At 71.7% G+C, this 14,815-nt stretch carries 13 protein-coding genes, 1 tRNA gene and 1 pseudogene; 7 read left to right on the plus strand and 8 right to left on the minus strand.

Annotated features, from left to right (window positions below):
- The first annotated feature begins 125 nt into the window (after positions 1 to 125).
- Positions 126 to 731, plus strand: coding sequence for a hypothetical protein (locus ACY34K_RS09465; RefSeq protein ID WP_462745688.1), 606 nt, complete (start codon positions 126 to 128; stop codon positions 729 to 731).
- A 279-nt stretch (positions 732 to 1,010) separates the two neighbouring features.
- Here the strand turns inward: ACY34K_RS09465 and ACY34K_RS09470 are convergent, their stop codons facing one another.
- The 3 genes from ACY34K_RS09470 to ACY34K_RS09480 form a co-directional block, all read right to left on the minus strand.
- A complete protein-coding gene (locus ACY34K_RS09470; RefSeq protein ID WP_462745689.1) occupies positions 1,011 to 2,000 on the minus strand; it encodes a DUF5926 family protein in 990 nt (329 codons plus the stop codon).
- A 78-nt stretch (positions 2,001 to 2,078) separates the two neighbouring features.
- The gene (locus tag ACY34K_RS09475) at positions 2,079 to 2,699 is read right to left on the minus strand and encodes an ATP-binding protein (protein ID WP_462745690.1); all 621 of its coding nucleotides are present in this window, start codon (positions 2,697 to 2,699) and stop codon (positions 2,079 to 2,081) included.
- 53 nt (positions 2,700 to 2,752) lie between these two features.
- The gene (locus ACY34K_RS09480; RefSeq protein ID WP_462745691.1) at positions 2,753 to 3,553 is read right to left on the minus strand and encodes a glycerophosphodiester phosphodiesterase; all 801 of its coding nucleotides are present in this window, start codon (positions 3,551 to 3,553) and stop codon (positions 2,753 to 2,755) included.
- Between the two features lie 243 nt (positions 3,554 to 3,796).
- Between ACY34K_RS09480 and ACY34K_RS09485 the strand changes: the two genes are divergently transcribed.
- Positions 3,797 to 5,326: a S1C family serine protease gene (locus tag ACY34K_RS09485; protein WP_462745693.1), complete on the plus strand. Its 1,530-nt coding sequence runs from the start codon at positions 3,797 to 3,799 to the stop codon at positions 5,324 to 5,326.
- Positions 5,327 to 5,402: 76 nt separating this feature from the next.
- Here the strand turns inward: ACY34K_RS09485 and ACY34K_RS09490 are convergent, their stop codons facing one another.
- On the minus strand, positions 5,403 to 6,713 hold the full coding sequence (locus ACY34K_RS09490) for an LPXTG cell wall anchor domain-containing protein (RefSeq protein ID WP_462745694.1): 1,311 nt from the start codon (positions 6,711 to 6,713) through the stop codon (positions 5,403 to 5,405).
- A 993-nt stretch (positions 6,714 to 7,706) separates the two neighbouring features.
- Here ACY34K_RS09490 and ACY34K_RS09495 point away from each other — a divergent pair.
- Positions 7,707 to 7,791, plus strand: a tRNA-Ser gene (locus ACY34K_RS09495).
- A 219-nt stretch (positions 7,792 to 8,010) separates the two neighbouring features.
- Here the strand turns inward: ACY34K_RS09495 and ACY34K_RS09500 are convergent.
- The 3 genes and pseudogenes from ACY34K_RS09500 to ACY34K_RS09510 all read right to left on the minus strand — a co-directional run.
- Positions 8,011 to 8,324: pseudogene (locus ACY34K_RS09500) on the minus strand (transcriptional regulator); the annotation flags it as partial.
- 130 nt (positions 8,325 to 8,454) lie between these two features.
- Complete coding sequence (locus ACY34K_RS09505) at positions 8,455 to 8,787, minus strand: ArsR/SmtB family transcription factor (RefSeq protein WP_462745695.1); 333 nt, start codon at positions 8,785 to 8,787, stop codon at positions 8,455 to 8,457.
- Positions 8,788 to 8,985: 198 nt separating this feature from the next.
- The gene (locus ACY34K_RS09510; RefSeq protein ID WP_462745696.1) at positions 8,986 to 9,360 is read right to left on the minus strand and encodes a roadblock/LC7 domain-containing protein; all 375 of its coding nucleotides are present in this window, start codon (positions 9,358 to 9,360) and stop codon (positions 8,986 to 8,988) included.
- 466 nt (positions 9,361 to 9,826) lie between these two features.
- Between ACY34K_RS09510 and ACY34K_RS09515 the strand changes: the two genes are divergently transcribed.
- A complete protein-coding gene (locus ACY34K_RS09515; protein WP_462745697.1) occupies positions 9,827 to 10,597 on the plus strand; it encodes a DUF4190 domain-containing protein in 771 nt (256 codons plus the stop codon).
- A 67-nt stretch (positions 10,598 to 10,664) separates the two neighbouring features.
- The gene (locus ACY34K_RS09520; protein WP_462745698.1) at positions 10,665 to 11,465 is read left to right on the plus strand and encodes a DUF817 domain-containing protein; all 801 of its coding nucleotides are present in this window, start codon (positions 10,665 to 10,667) and stop codon (positions 11,463 to 11,465) included.
- Here ACY34K_RS09520 and ACY34K_RS09525 read toward each other — a convergent pair.
- Entirely contained in the window at positions 11,451 to 12,362 is a 912-nt protein-coding gene (locus ACY34K_RS09525; RefSeq protein ID WP_462745699.1) for a bifunctional DNA primase/polymerase, read from the minus strand. The genes ACY34K_RS09520 and ACY34K_RS09525 overlap by 15 nt on opposite strands.
- A gap of 197 nt (positions 12,363 to 12,559) precedes the next feature.
- Here ACY34K_RS09525 and ACY34K_RS09530 point away from each other — a divergent pair, with 197 nt between their 5' ends.
- Both ACY34K_RS09530 and ACY34K_RS09535 read left to right on the plus strand, forming a co-directional pair.
- The gene (locus ACY34K_RS09530; protein ID WP_462745847.1) at positions 12,560 to 13,729 is read left to right on the plus strand and encodes an acyl-CoA dehydrogenase family protein; all 1,170 of its coding nucleotides are present in this window, start codon (positions 12,560 to 12,562) and stop codon (positions 13,727 to 13,729) included.
- The gene (locus tag ACY34K_RS09535) at positions 13,726 to 14,814 is read left to right on the plus strand and encodes a bifunctional MaoC family dehydratase N-terminal/OB-fold nucleic acid binding domain-containing protein (RefSeq protein ID WP_462745700.1); all 1,089 of its coding nucleotides are present in this window, start codon (positions 13,726 to 13,728) and stop codon (positions 14,812 to 14,814) included. Before ACY34K_RS09530 ends, ACY34K_RS09535 begins: the two co-directional genes overlap by 4 nt.
- Position 14,815: the final 1 nt, after the last annotated feature.

Here is a 14,815-nt window from a genome sequence, read left to right on the forward strand (position 1 = left end):
CGTTCGGGTGTGAGCGGGGCCCGGTTGTACCTGAATTGGGCGCACGGCCGCTCGGGCGGGTCCGCGCGCTCGGTATCTTCGGCCCACCGTCAAGACTTCCGGGGCAGTCGCTAGGTGGGGTCCCCATGAATCTCCGCATGATGGGCCTCACGGCCGTCGTGGTGTTCACCGCTCTGCTGCCGCTGGCGGCCTCCGCGGGCCCGGCGGGGAGTCCCGACACCGGCTCCCGGACGGACCCGCTTCTCGCCGACGACGGGAAGCCGGAGCCCGGGGAGGGGCTTCTGGCCGGAATCGGTGTCCCCGCCACCCCGGCCGCGCCCGGCTCCTCCGGTTCTTCCGGAGCGGGGCGGGACGCGGCTTCCGGTGCCGCCACCGAAGTGCGCTGCGGTCCCGAGCTCACCTCGCCCGGCGGCATCGAGGCGCAGACCTGTGTGATGACCGAGGCGGCGCGAACCTGGGCGCGGACGTACTACGGCAACGCGACGGGCGGCGATCTCAGGGCCGTCCTCACTCTGATGGGTCCCGGCGGGCGCACCGTACAAACGCATTGCGAAGTGCCGGCGGGGAACGAGCCCGGTTCCTGTGAGACTCCGCGCGAGGTGTCGCGCGGTAAGTCCGGCGAATACACGGCGGTGGCGGAGTTCGCGGGGATCGTGGAGAGCGGGGATGCCGCGGAAAGTCCGCTGCTGCTGCGCTCGGGGAGCAACTCGGCGGAGGCGGTGGGGAGTTGAGGCTCCACACGGGACTCCGGCGCGGAATCTTGGATTCCGCGAAAAGTGAAGGACCCGGTCGCTGGCGACGGGGGATGCACCAGCGACCGGGCTTCTAGCACCGTAACAAGAGATCGGCTGTTCGCAAATTCGATCTCAGTTATTCGGACAGGGATTTACCTCTCGGTACGGTGGGTTGTGGCGGAAGTCACCGACTGGTCGGGATGTCGATCACCGTGTGGATCTGTCCGGCTCTGTTGATCTTCGAGCCGGACGCACCCGATCGTGGCGGCCGCCGCCTCAGCTCAGCGTCACCTGGCGGTTGGTGAGGCCGCCGCGCGCCCGGCGCTCCTCCGGAGTCAGCGGCGCGTCCACCGCGAGCGCCTCGGCGAGCCGCTCGGCGAACTCCGCGGCCGGCTTCTCGCACTGGTCCGCGCCCATCGCGCTCGGCAGGTCCCACACCGGGACCATGAGGCCGTGCGCACGGAACGAACCGACCAGACGGGTCCCCTCGCCCAGCGAGGACGTGCCCGCGGCGTGCAGCCGGGCGAGCGCGTCCAGCAGCTGCTCCTCCGGGTGCGGCATGACCCAGCGCAGGTGGTTCTTCTCCGGGGTCTCGCACCAGTACGCGGCGTCCACGCCGGACAGCTTGACCGTGGGGATCGCGGCCGCGTTGGCGCGCTCCAGCGAGGCGGCCACCTCGGGGGACGCGCTCTGCTCGGAGTCCGGCACCCAGAACTCGAAGCCCGCGTGGACGACCGGCTCGAAAGCGGCGTCCGCGTCCAGCAGGTCCTGGAGGCGGGGGCCGTCGGCCGGCACCCGCTGGGCGGCGACCGGCGTGCCGGGCTCGGCGGTGAGGGCCCGCTGGAGCACGTCCGCGAGGTCGCGGCTCAGGTCGCCGGACGAGGTGTCGTTCTGCAGCGCGAGCAGTACGGAGCCGTCGTCGCGGCGCAGGGCGGGCCAGGCCATCGGCAGCACGGTGGCCAGCGTCACGGACGGCACGCCCTCGGGCAGCCCGCCCTTCAGGGGCAGCGCGGCGGTCGCGGCGGGCACCAGCTCCCGCAGGGCCACCCAGTCGCACTCGCCGGGCAGGCCCTCGAAGGGGCGCTGGACCAGCTCGGTCACCGCGTGCGCGGCGGCGCGGCCGTGGCAGGCCTTGTAGCGGCGGCCCGAACCGCAGGGGCAGGGCTCGCGGGCCCCGACGACCGGAATGGGTGCGTCAGCCTCGGTGCGGGCTCCGTTGCTGACGTGCGGCTTCCCGGCCTTGGTCTGGGGGCGCTTCTTGGCCATGGCGTGGCTTCTCCCGTAACGGCAGTGCGGCAGTGCTGTGTCGGCCGCGAGCCTAGCCGTACCGGGCCGCCGGAAGCGTCAGTCCACGTCCTCGTACGCGCCGTACTTGTCCAGGAAATCCAGCCCGGCGGCGGTGCCGGGTCCGGTGACGCGCGTAGCGAAATCGTCGCGGCGGTGCCCCGCCGTGAGCAGCACCCACACGGTGACCTCACCGGACGCGCTGTCGCGCACCCCCCAGTCCTGGGCGAGGGCGCTGATGATGTTCAGCCCACGGCCGCCGCGTGCGGTGACCGAGGGCGTGGACGGAACAGGGCGGGTCGGCCCACCCCCGTCCGTCACCTCGACGGTCAGGGCGCCGTGCCCGTCGACCCGCCACGCGGCGCGGACGTCACCGTCACCGACCTCCGCCCGGCCCAGCGGCCTGCCGTGCCGGCAGGAATTGCTGAGCAGTTCGGACAGGACCAGTACGGCATCGTCGACGACCGATGCGGACACTCCGCTGCGGCTCAGCTGCTCCCGCATGCGGTGTCTCGCCTCACCCACGCCCGCAGGGCCATGGGGTACGGCCATGCTCGACGACGTGGGCACCTCCTGTGCCACCACCAACGCCACCCCCGAGACCTCCTTCGCCCCACGCCACGGTGTGGATGCCCCAATGGCCTGGACCGGAAACCGGCCAATCGATGTGTGGTGACGCACTCGACATCATCGAACACGGACCGAACGCGCCGGTGCACTCCCTGTGACTTCTGTTACTGGCGGCCCAGTTGGGACAGGACTTGTTTCGGCCGGTTGGTGATGATCGCCTCCACGCCGAGGCGTCGGCACAGCTCCACGTCCTCCGGCTCGTCGACCGTCCAGACGTGCACCCGGTGGCCGGCCCGGTGGAGCCGGGCGATGTAGGCGGGGTTGTTCCGGACGATCCGGATGGAGGGGCCGGCGATCCGGGATCCGGCCGGCAGCCGGCCGTCGCGCAGTCGCGGCGAGAGGAACTGCATCAGATACACGGTCGGGATGGCGGGCGCGGCGGCGGTGACCCGGTTCAGCGAGCGGGCGGAGAAGCTCATGATCCGTACCGGGGACGTGGTGCCGGCCGGCGGTTCGGCCAGGCCGAACCGCCGCAGCTGCTCCAGCAGCGCCTTCTCGACCTGGCCCGCCCAGCGCGTGGGGTGCTTGGTCTCGATGGCGAGCTCGACGCGCCGCCCGGCGTCGGCGACGAGCTCCAGCAGCCGCTCGAGGGTCAGGACGGAGGTGTACTCGCGGTCGATCGTGTCCGGGCTCTCGAGCGGGTCCTTCCAGGAGCCGAAGTCCAGCGCGGCGAGGTCGGCCAGCTCCAGCGTGGAGACGGCGCCGCGGCCGTTGGAGGTGCGATTGACGCGACGGTCGTGGACGCAGACGAGATGGCCGTCGGCGGTGAGCCGGACATCGCATTCGAGTGCGTCCGCGCCGTCCTCGATCGCCTTCATGTACGCGGCGAGAGTGTGCTCCGGCGCGTCCTCGGAGGCGCCTCGGTGGGCGACGACTTGGATCGTGTGCTGACGTGCGTGGGTCACCGCGTCATGGTGCCATCGGACGGGGGTAGGCGGGGACGGGGGCACTGTTCCCAGCCGTTCGACGCTGTTCGGCGGACGTTTCGAGGACGTCCGATTCGCCGGAAATAAAGGATCGGCGGAAGATGCACAGGTCCGCCTTACAGTGGCCTGACGGGCGGTGGGAAAAGCTGACCGCAGACATCTGTGCAGCGGACTCTTGCCGAAAGACGACGTGGAAACCGTGGAGACCGAGGAGAACGAGCTGTGAGTACCGAGAACGAGGGCACTGCGGTTCCGTCCGCCCCGGCAGCCCCGTCCGCGCCTCCCGTGCCGGCCGCTCCCGAGGGAACACCCGCGTCCGCACCGGCCGCGCCGGCACCGGGCTCCCCCGCGGGCTCCGCTCCGGAGTACGCGCCGGCCGGGGCCGGCCATGGACCGGCGGCGGCGCCGGGTGACCGGCCCGGGCAGACCCCCCCGCCCGGACCGGCCACGGCGCCGCTGCCCGCCGCCGGCGCGGAGGGCGCACCGGGGCAGGGCCCGGCGACGCAGGCGGGCGGCGGGGCCGGGTGGCCGCCGCCCCCGCCGGGGCTTCCCTCGTACGGCGGAGGGAGCGGCGACGGCGGAGCCTGGGGCGCGCCCGTGCCGCCCGCGGGACCGCCGCGCAAACGTTCCGGCGGCCTGGTCGCGGCGGTTCTGGTCGCCGCGCTCGTGGCGGGCGGGGTCGGTGGCGGCATCGGCTACTGGGCGGCCCAGCGCGGCGACGGCACGACCACGTCGACGACCGTCTCGGCGGGTGACGCGCCCGCGGCCTTCAAGCGGGAACCGGGCACGGTCGCGGCCGTGGCGGGCAAGGCGCTGCCGAGCGTCGTCACCATCGAGGCGCAGTCCGGGGCCGGGGCCCCGGAGGGCGAGGGCGGCACGGGCACCGGCTTCGTCTACGACAAGGAAGGCCACATCCTCACCAACAACCACGTGGTGGCCTCGGCGGCGGAGGGCGGGACGCTCTCGGCGACGTTCTCCGACGGCAAGAAGTACGACGCGGAGGTCGTCGGCCGGGCGCAGGGCTACGACGTCGCCGTACTGAAGCTGAAGAACGCCCCCGCGGGTCTGGTGCCGCTGCCGCTGGGCAACTCCGACCGGGTGGCGGTCGGCGACTCGACGATCGCGATCGGCGCGCCGTTCGGGCTGTCCAACACCGTCACGACCGGCATCATCAGCGCCAAGAACCGCCCGGTGGCCTCGGGCGACGGCTCGGGCAGCAAGAACTCGTACATGAGCGCGCTGCAGACCGACGCCTCGATCAACCCGGGCAACTCCGGTGGTCCGCTGCTGGACGCGCGCGGCGCGGTGATCGGGATCAACTCGGCGATCCAGTCCGCCGGGGGCGGCTTCGGCCAGCAGACCCAGGCCGGTTCCATCGGGCTCGGTTTCGCGATCCCGATCAACCAGGCGAAGAACGTCGCGCAGCAGCTCATCAAGACCGGCAAGCCGGTCTACTCGGTGATCGGGGCGACGGTGAACATGACCGACAAGGGTGAGGGTGCCACCATCGCCGAGCAGGGTGAGCGCGGTACTCCGGCGGTCGCGCCGGGCGGCCCGGCGGCGAAGGCCGGACTGAAGGCGGGCGATGTGATCACCCGGTTCGGGGGCAAGGCGATCGACAGCGGCCCCACGCTGATCGGCGAGATCTGGACACACCAGCCGGGCGACAAGGTCGAGTTGACCTACGAGCGCGACGGCAAGGAGACGACGGTGCAGATCACGCTGGGCCAGCGCGAGGGCGACAGCAACTGACGCCGCACCCAGGGCAGGTGAGCGGGAAGGGCCCGCGTCCGTCGAGGACGCGGGCCCTTGCTCCGTGCGGTGCGGATCAGGCGTCGGTACCGGCCTTGCGGCGGCGGACGACGAACATCGCGCCGGCGCCGAGCGCCACGGCCGCGCCGCCCGCGAGGGCGAGCTGCGGCATGACGGAGGACGAACCGGTCGCGGCCAGCGTGCCGCCGGTGGTGGTGACCGGCTGGGTGGAGGCCGTGCCCTGGGGCGTGATGCCCGGGGTGTTCGCCTTGCCCTTCTCGCCCTTGGCCGGGTCGACCTTGCCGGGCTTGCTGCCCGCGGCGAGGATCTCGAAGTCGTACTCGTAGAAGCCCGGCGTGCCGCCGCAGGTGCCGTCCTCGTTGACGTAGTCGCCCGCCACGAAGGCGAAGCCGTCGCCGGCCGGGGCCTTGGCGTCGATGGTGAGGCGCAGCTTCACATCGGCGTGGCCACCCGGCTTCAGGGCGGTGACGGGTCCGGCGTAGTACTGCATGTCCAGCGGCTGCCACTTCGGGGAAGCGGCCGTGGACCACTTCAGGTCCAGCAGCTTGTCGATGCTCTTGTAGCCGCTCTTGTCGGTGGCGTGGACGCCGACGAAGGGCCAGACCTCGTCCAGGGTGCGGTCGGTGCCGTTGGTCACGCGGATCGTGAAGTCGGTCGTCGTACCGGCGACCATCTTGGAGGGGAGGCCGTTGACGACGGTGGTCAGCTTGCTCTCCGGGACGCAGCTGCCCTCCTCCTCTTCCTCTTCCTCCTCCTGCTCCTCCTTGGCCTGGGCGAGCGCCTTGTCGGCGGTGGCCTTGGCGTCACGGGCGAGGCCGGTGGCCTTCTTGGCCTCCTCGTACGTACGGAGGACGGCGACACGGGCGTCGTCCCGCTGCTTCGCGGCCGCCTCGGCCTCGGCGTCCGCCGCCGTCTTGTTCTCGGCGGCGGTCTTGGCGACGGCCTCGGCCTCGGTGACGGCGGCCCGGGCGGCGGCCTTCTCTTCCTCCGTGGCGGTCTCGGGCAGCGCGGCGAGGGCCTCCTTGGCGGCGAAGACCTTCTGGTCGGCGGCCGTCTTTGCGGTGTTGGCGAGGTCGGCCGCCTCGTCCGCGGCCTTGGCGGCGAGCGCGAGCGGCGACTTCTCGGACAACTCGGCCTCGACCGCGGCCAGGGCGGCGGCCTCGGCGGCGACGGCGTCGTCGTACGCCTTCTGCGCCGCGGCGGCGGCCTTCTCCAGCTCCTCGACGGACTGCTTCTTCTGCGCCTGGCCCTGCGCGGCCGGGGTGGTGCCGGCGGCGAACGCGGGGGCGGCGGTGGCGGAGAGCAGCACGGCGGGCGTGGTCACTGCGGCGGCAACAGCGGTTGCGAGAATGCGGCGGATCTTCACTAGAGCCCTTTTCTGGGTCCGAAAGAGTTAGGGGCAGGCGCTGCGGTAGACCTCACGCTGCGCGGCTGCGGTGTGATCGTATGGCCGCGGTTGGGGTGTGGGAAGCGCAAGAGCGGACCACGTGGGAGCGCTGTACGAGCCCCCGGGGCGGATGAAAGTGATCAAAGGGCGCAGTTGCCTACGCGTCCGATTTTTCTTTGTGACGCATGTCATGTGTGGGCCCGTTGGCGGGACCCGCCCGCGACCGTGCCGACCGGACGGAAGCCGGCCGAAGTGTAGGGCAAGGTCCTCCCCCAACGGGACGGAATTCCGCGAACGGTTCGAGCCGACCGGGACAAACCCCACCACGCGATAGCCTCCGCTACAGGACTCCGTCCTGCCCCTCCACGCCTCTCCTGCTTCAGCGAAGCAGGGGGGACTGAGAGAGGTAGGAGGTGAGTTGATGGACCAGTCCGAAGTGCCGAGTTGGTTTCGGCGCCACCGGTGGTGGATTCAGTTAGCCCTGGACGCCCTGGCCGTGGCTGGAACGATCGCGGGCTGCGCCGCGCCGTACATGCGGTGAGGGAGCGTGAGTGGCGATCCGGTCGAAGGGGCCCACGATGTGGGCCCGGCCGCTGAGTGGTCGACCGGGCCCACCGCCCGTGTGGCCGGCCTGGCCCCGGGGGCAACCGGGGTCAGGCCTTCGCCGCAACGGGAGCCTGTCGCACCGCGCGGGCCGTGTTCAGTCAATGTAGCGGTGGCTTTGACAGGGGCACCTCTGTGAGCAGGCGCCCAGACGTATGTTAATGACGGTTAACGTAAACGGCCGGTAAAAAACACCTGGTCGGAGCCGATGTGGGTGGCGAATCCTGGCGAATTGGCGAGCATCCGCCGCGGACCGGCCCGCGCCTCGCCCCCGTGCCCCCGAGCGGCAGTCCTTCGCCGGGTCCGACCCCGCGCCGTCGTCCAGCCGGTAGGCTGTAGCCCGCCCCTGCGCAGGTGAGGCGGGGCGTGGGTGGGTTGCCCGAGCGGCCTAAGGGAACGGTCTTGAAAACCGTCGTGGCGCGAGTCACCGTGGGTTCAAATCCCACACCCACCGCATGCAGGTCAGCGTATGAGCTGGTCAGAAGGGGTGCTCCGGCCAGGGGCACCCCTTCGTCATGAGGTCCGAGAGCCGGAGGTCACGGTTTCGCCGGGGCGGGTTGCCGCGTAGGAGAGGGGCCCGAGGAACGCCTTGAAGTGCTCCTGGTCCTTCCCCTTCGGCACCGCCGGCGTGCCGGTCATGACGTTCGTGGTGGGGAGCACGTGCTCACGGACAACGGTGCCGACGGTCCCGGTCAGCCGGCCCGCTGTAGCGCACCGTGTCCGACTGCCGCATGGCCTCGATGGCGCCGGAGACGTCGCAGAGTTCACAACAAACCTGGCTGATGAGGTAGTTGAGCGACGCCGGATCGTACGAGCCGAACGCCGTGCCGCGCGACTCGGCGCGGTCCATGGCGGTCTCCGCCTGGCGGATGTGCCGCAGTGCCGAGTGCGGTCGCCGGTCTGCGCGGCGGCGTGTGCTTGCCGGCCGGCGAGGAAGGCCGGCATGCGAGGTCCGGCCTTCGGGGAGGCGGCGGCTGTGGTGTCTGCCGGTGTGGGCCGGAGTTCCGGCGCCCCCGGGGTAGCGGCGGGAGCCCGAGGGGCGACCTCCGCAGGGCCCACCCTCTTGTTCCAGAGGCTGATTCCCGCGTGCCGCAGGGCGAACGGCCCCGCCTCCTCGCTACACGTCGGTCTGTCGGAGCTCCGCGAGCAACTCGCTCTGGCCGACGAGCAGTTCGGTCAGGATGCGGCGGGCCGCGCGCAGTAGCTCGGCCACATCGCCGCCGGCCAGGGCGTAGCTGACGGTGGAGCCGTCGCGGATCGACACCACGATCCCGGCGCGGCGCAGCACCGCCAGTTGCTGGGAGAGGCTGGAGGGCTCGATCTCGATCTCGGACAGCAGGTCCCGCACCGGTACGGGGCCGTTCTGAAGGAGCTCCAGCACGCGGATGCGGACGGGGTGTCCGAGCATCCGGAAGAACTCCGCTTTGGCCTGGTACAGCGGAACCTGCATGGGTGAACGCTCCAAGGGGGTCGACGTTCGGCCCGGGATCGGGGCCTGGTTGCTGCCTCCGTAAGCGACGGTGCAGTACAGGCCGATTCTCCCGTCTCCGGGTGCCGAGCTCCCAGGCGGTTGACCGCATCGGGATCTGTCGAAGTGAAGAAATCTTCAATTCATGGGCAGCCGGAGACGTGAGAACCGGTGCGTCTGCTAGAGCTCCAACTCCGCTTCGATGCGCTTCAACTGGTGCCGTGCCATCGCCAGGTTCGAGTTCACCTTGTCGAGCACGAGATAGAGGAAGAGGCCGTTGCCCCCGCGTCCCTTGAGCAGCCGGATGAGGTGGTACTGATGGTCCAGAGTGATCAGCACGTCCTCGATCTCGTCCTTGAGGTTGAGGTGCTCCATGGTGCGCGTCTTGGCGCGGATCACATCGGTGTTGCCGGCCGCGGCCACCCCCAGGTCGAGGTCCTTTCCGCCGCCGAGGGTGCCCAGCGCCATGCCGCTGGTGTAATCGACGAGGGCCGCGCCGACGCTGCCCTCGATCGATGCCATGGCCTCCTTGAGGGAAGTCTCCACGCTTGCCATCAGGCGCTCACTTCCTTTCTCACTCGTGTGCTCGTGACACGTCCGCGGTAGGTCACCTGCGAACGGTGAGGGAGAAGCTACCGATGGTGAGCAAGACCCGGGTGAATATGCCGACAAGCGGAGCAACGGCCCTGATTTGCCCGTAGGATGCGCCGCTCCTCGACCGCGCGGTCGGCGGCTCCCGCGGCAGGGCGCCGGCCGGGCCGCGGCCGGCGGAGGGCCGAGGTGCCGCTCGGTCTTCCCGCCCTCGCCACGACAAGCGTGGTGACGCTTTCCTCGGTAGCGTGGAAAGAGGCCGGAACATCACCGGCAGGCCTGCGTCGGCGCGGTCCTACGCATCCCCGCCGAGGCGCCCGAGACCACTAGGGACAGAAGCGGCCGTCGTCGCCGCCCGTCACCGCCGCCTGCGCGCGTGCCAAGAGCGGCAGTTGTGTCTCATCCTCCGCATGCAAGGAGAGTCACGCGCATGTCCATACCGCCCTCACCACCACCGCCACCGTCGTCCCCCGAGCCGAACCACTGGGGACCGCGCGGACCGGCGGGACCGCCTGGCGGCACCGAGGGCTGGTACGGGCCGTCCGCACCCGCGCCCACGTCGCAGCGGACGAACGTGCTGGCCATCGTGGCCTTCGTCATGTCCCTCATCTGCGCGATACCGCTGGTCCCGCTGATCCTCGGCATCGTCGCCCTCAACCAGATCCGTGAACGCGGAGAGAAGGGCAAGGGTTTGGCCATCGCGGCCATCGTCATCCACAGCGTCACCCTCGTGGTCGTCGGGGCCCTGGTCTTCGCGTTCTCCGACGTGCTGGACGACCCGGAGCGCGACAGCAGTGGCCGGGTCACCGAGCCGGTCTCCGGCGCGTGGGAGGACCTCCGCACGGGGGACTGCTTCGACACGGAGGAACCGGTGCTGGACGACGGCCAGGGCAAGCAGGTCGACACGACGGTGCGTATCGTGCCCTGCGACCAGCCCCATGAGGCTGAGGCGTACGCGGTCTTCGACCTGGAGGACGGGCCGTACCCGGGCGAGGAGGAGATCCGCTCGCGTGCCGATCAGACCTGTGACGCCGCGGTTCTCAGGAGCTACACGGGCGCTGACGCGAGTCCGTCCGGGATGACCTCCACCTACTACTATCCTTCGTCGGACACCTGGGACAGCGGCGACCGCCAGGTCACCTGCGCTGTGGAGGATTCCAGCGGTTCGACCACCGGCTCCGTCCGCGCTCCCGGCTCCTGAGCCCGCCGGCCGCCACGAACGTCGTGCCGGGAAAACCGCAGGCACGCGTTCCGGCGTCCTGGAGTGCATGGACAAGATCTCCGATGGCATACGGCAGCTCGTCCGGTTCGGGCTGTTGCAGGCGCGGTGCTGTGCGTTCGCCGTGGCGCTCGTGGCGGGTATCGCCGTGTCCGGGGTGCTGCCCGAGCTGCCGGTGGCGCGGTACGACCTGGTGCTCGTGTACGGGGTGCTGCTGGCGTTCGTCGCGCGGTGGGTGGGGTGGGACAGCGCGCGGGACACGGTCGTGATCGCGGCCTGCCATCTCGTGGGGCTCGCCTTCGAGCTGGTGAAGGTGCGGCTGGGATCGTGGAGCTATCCCGAGGAGGCGGTGACCAAGGTCGCGGGCGTACCGCTGTACGGGGGGTTCCTCTACGCGGCGGTGGGGAGCTACGTGTGCCGGGCCTGGCACCTGTTCGATCTGCGCGTGACGGGGTATCGCGCGACCGCCACGTCCGTGGTGGCGGCAGGGGTGTACGTCAACTTCTTCACGCACCACTGGCTGCCCGACGGGCGGTGGGTGCTGGCCGCCGCCATGGTGGCGGTCACGGCCGGGACGTGGGTCGGGTTCACCGTGGGGGAGCGGCGCTACCGGATGCCGCTCGCCCTCTCCTTCGTGCTCATCGGGTTCTTTCTCTGGGTCGCGGAGAACGCGGCCACTTATGTCGGTGCCTGGAGTTATCCGGACCAGCTGGACGGCTGGCAGCCGGTGGCGCTCGCGAAGTTCGGCGCGTGGGCGCTGCTGATCAGTGTGACGTTCGTGCTGGCCGAGCGGGCGCGGCGGGACGGGAGCCGGGGCTCCGGGAGGCCGGCTCCGTCAGGGACGGGGTGAGGAGAGGCGGGCCGCCGACGCGATGGTGGCGCGTGCCTCGCGTTCGGTGAGGCCGGTGCGGACGGCGGCGTCGGCGAGCGCGTCCGCGAGCGCCTCGCCGAGGCCGTTCTCGTAGGCCCGGCAGGCCGCCCAGAAGAGGCGGGTGTTGCGCTGGCCCTCCTGGGCGGCGAGCACGAAGTGGATCAGCCCCTGTCCGCGGGGCGGCCTCGCGGGCGAGGAGGCGCGTCCGGGCGATGCGGCGGGCCGGGTGGGCCCGGCGGATGCGGTGGGCGGGACCTCCGGATGCGGGGGCTGGGCGATCAGGCCGAGGAGGGCCGGTGGGCAGGGCGCCGGGGCGAGGTCCGCGGTGCCGGGCGCGAGGCGGTAGGCGCCGCGGGCGGTGACGGAACCGGGCCCGACCAGGTAGCCCCCGGCGCCGCGGATGTCGATGCCGGGGGCGAGGCGGCTCGCGGAGTTCGGTACGACGACGTCGGGCGGGCCGGTCAGCCAGAGGTGCCGGCCGCCGCTGGGGGTGAGGACGGTGACGGTCGCCGGGACGGTGAAGCCGTAGCGCAGTGCCAGGTGCCGCAGCCCCGCAACCGAGTCCGCCTTGGTGTCGAGGTCGACGCCGATCAGATGGTGCGGGGGACGGCCGCAGGCGATGCCGTACCCCGTTGCCCAGGGTGCGGCGGCGAAGAGCGCCCGTACGGCGGCGGGGTCACTCGTGGCGTCGTGGACGCCGTGCCCCGGCAGGCCGCACTCCCCGCGGCAGTGCACCGGCTCGGGGGTGTCCCGGTGCGGTGACGGCAGGGCGGGGAGTTTGGTGGCGGACAGCGGGATGACGGGGAGCCCGCGCTCGGCGGCGGAGAGCGCGTGGGCCAGGGCCAGGAGGGCGGTCTGCCGGTCGGTGGTGGCCATGGCCCTATTTTCGTACACACGTTCGAAGAAGGGGAGGGGTCCGAGGGATTGGCCGAAAACGCACCGGGCGATCGACCGGCTGGGCGGGAGCGAGCCGCGCCTGAGTGCTGTCGTCCGCGACCTTGACGCACCGCCCGGATCTGACAGATAGTCAGAAATTGAGACAGGGCAGTCCGTCGTCCGGGAGGTCCGCCGCCGTGCACCTCGCCCCGACCGAGCGGCAGCTGCGGCTGCGCGCCGAACTCCGTGCGTACTTCCGACAGCTCATGCCGGACGGCCCGCCGCCCGCCGGCGATCTGCCCGCCCGCCGCGCGCTGCTGCGGCGGATCGGCGCGGACGGCATGCTCGGCCTCGGCTGGCCCGTCGAGTACGGCGGCCAGGGCCGTGGTCCCGACGAGCAGTTCGTCTTCTTCGACGAGGCGTACCGGGCGGGCGCGCCCGTCTCGATGGTCACGCTCAACACCGTCGGACCGACGCTGATGGCCTACGGGACCGACGAACAGAAGGCCGCCTTCCTGCCCGCCATCCTGCGCGGCGAACTGGTCTTCGCGATCGGGTACAGCGAGCCGGAGGCCGGGACCGATCTCGCCGCACTGCGCACCCGCGCCGTGCGGGACGGCGATTCGTGGCTGGTCGACGGCCAGAAGATCTTCACCTCGAACGCCCAGAACGCCGACTGGATCTGGCTCGCCTGCCGTACCGACCCGGCCGCGCCCAAGCACCGGGGCATCTCGATCCTGCTGGTGTCCACGGACGCGCCGGGCTTCTCGTGGACACCCATCGAGACGGTGGGCGGGCTGACCACCACGGCGACCTACTACGACGGCATCCGGGTGCCCGCCGGACACCTCGTGGGTGCCGAGAACGGCGGCTGGGAGCTGATCACCAAGCAGCTCAACCACGAGCGGGTGGCGCTGGCCGCGATCGGGATGCAGGCGGAGGACTTCTACGAGGCGGCCCTGGAGCGGGCGCGCACCACCGACCCCATGACGGGCCGGCGCCGGATCGACGAGCCGTGGATACGGCTGAGGGCGGCCGAGGCGTACGCCCGGCTGGCGGCCACCCGCCTGCTCAACTGGCGACTGGTGGCCGACGTCGCGGCCGGCGGGCCGGCGCCGGGCGACGCGAGCGGTGTGAAGTTCGCGGGCACCGAATCGGCCGTCGAGGTGTACCGGATGTGCCAGGAGATCGCGGGCGGGGCCGGACTGGTGCGGGCCGGGTCGCCGGGCGCCCTCGACGACGGGGAGCTGGAGCGGATGAACCGCGCGGCACAGATCAACACCTTCGGGGGCGGGGTGAGCGAGGTGCAGCGCGAGATCGTCGCGACGATGCGGCTCGGGATGAAGGGCGGGAGGAGGGGGACATGACCGGACCCGAGGAGCGGGCGGAGGCGTACGGGCGGGCGGAACCCCGCGAGCCGCTGAGGGCGTACGAACCGCTGGAGGCGTACGAGCGGCTGAGGGCGTACGAGGGCCGGGCGGCCACCACCGCCGGCACCGGCAAGGACCTGGTCAACGAGGCGATGATCAGGCACTGGTGCGAGGCGATGGGCGACACGAACCCGGCGTACACGGGCCCCGGCGCCATAGCGCCCCCGACCATGCTCCAGGCCTGGACGATGGCCGGACTCTCCGGCCACACCGGCCGCTCGACGGCGTACGACGAGCTCTTCGCGCTGCTGGACGCCGAGGGGTGCACGGCCGTCGTGGCGACCGACTGCGAACAGGAGTACCTGCGCGAGCTGCGGCCGGGGGACGCGATCACGTTCGACACCGTCATCGAGTCGGTGTCCCCCCGCAAGAGCACCAGGCTGGGGACGGGCCACTTCGTCACGACGCGGACGGACATCAGGGCGGACGGCGAACTCGCCGGGACGCACCGCTTCCGGATCCTCAAGTACGCGCCCGCGACCCGTCCCACGGCGCACGCCGGCCAGGCTCCCCAAGCCGCCCGGACCCCCGGTGCCGGCAACGCCGCTCCCGCCGCTCACGCCCCTCAGGCCCCTCCCGCCGCCCTGGCCTCTCGGGCCACCGAGGCGCCGGGGGCCTCGCCGCCCCGGCGCCCGCGCCCGGTGATCAACCGCGACAACGCCGGCTTCTGGGAGGGAGTAGCCGCCCACCGACTGCTCGTCCAGCGGTGCACCGGGTGCCGGACGCTGCGCTTCCCGTGGCTGCCGGGCTGCAACGCCTGCGGCTCCGCCGCATGGGACACGGTGGAGGGGAGCGGCCACGGCACCGTCTTCTCGTACGTGGTGATGCACCACCCGCGCTTCCCCGCGTTCGACCCTCCCTACCCGGTCGCTCTGGTCGAACTGGCCGAGGGCGTAAGGATGATCAGCAATGTGATCGGTGTGCCGTACGACAAGGTCCGGATCGGGATGCCGGTCCGGCTGGAGTTCCTGCGCGTGGACGCGGAGCTGGAACTCCCGGTCTTTCGCGGGGAGGAGGGCTGAC

It is taken from the genome of Streptomyces sp. STAM6 (genome assembly GCF_054963715.1).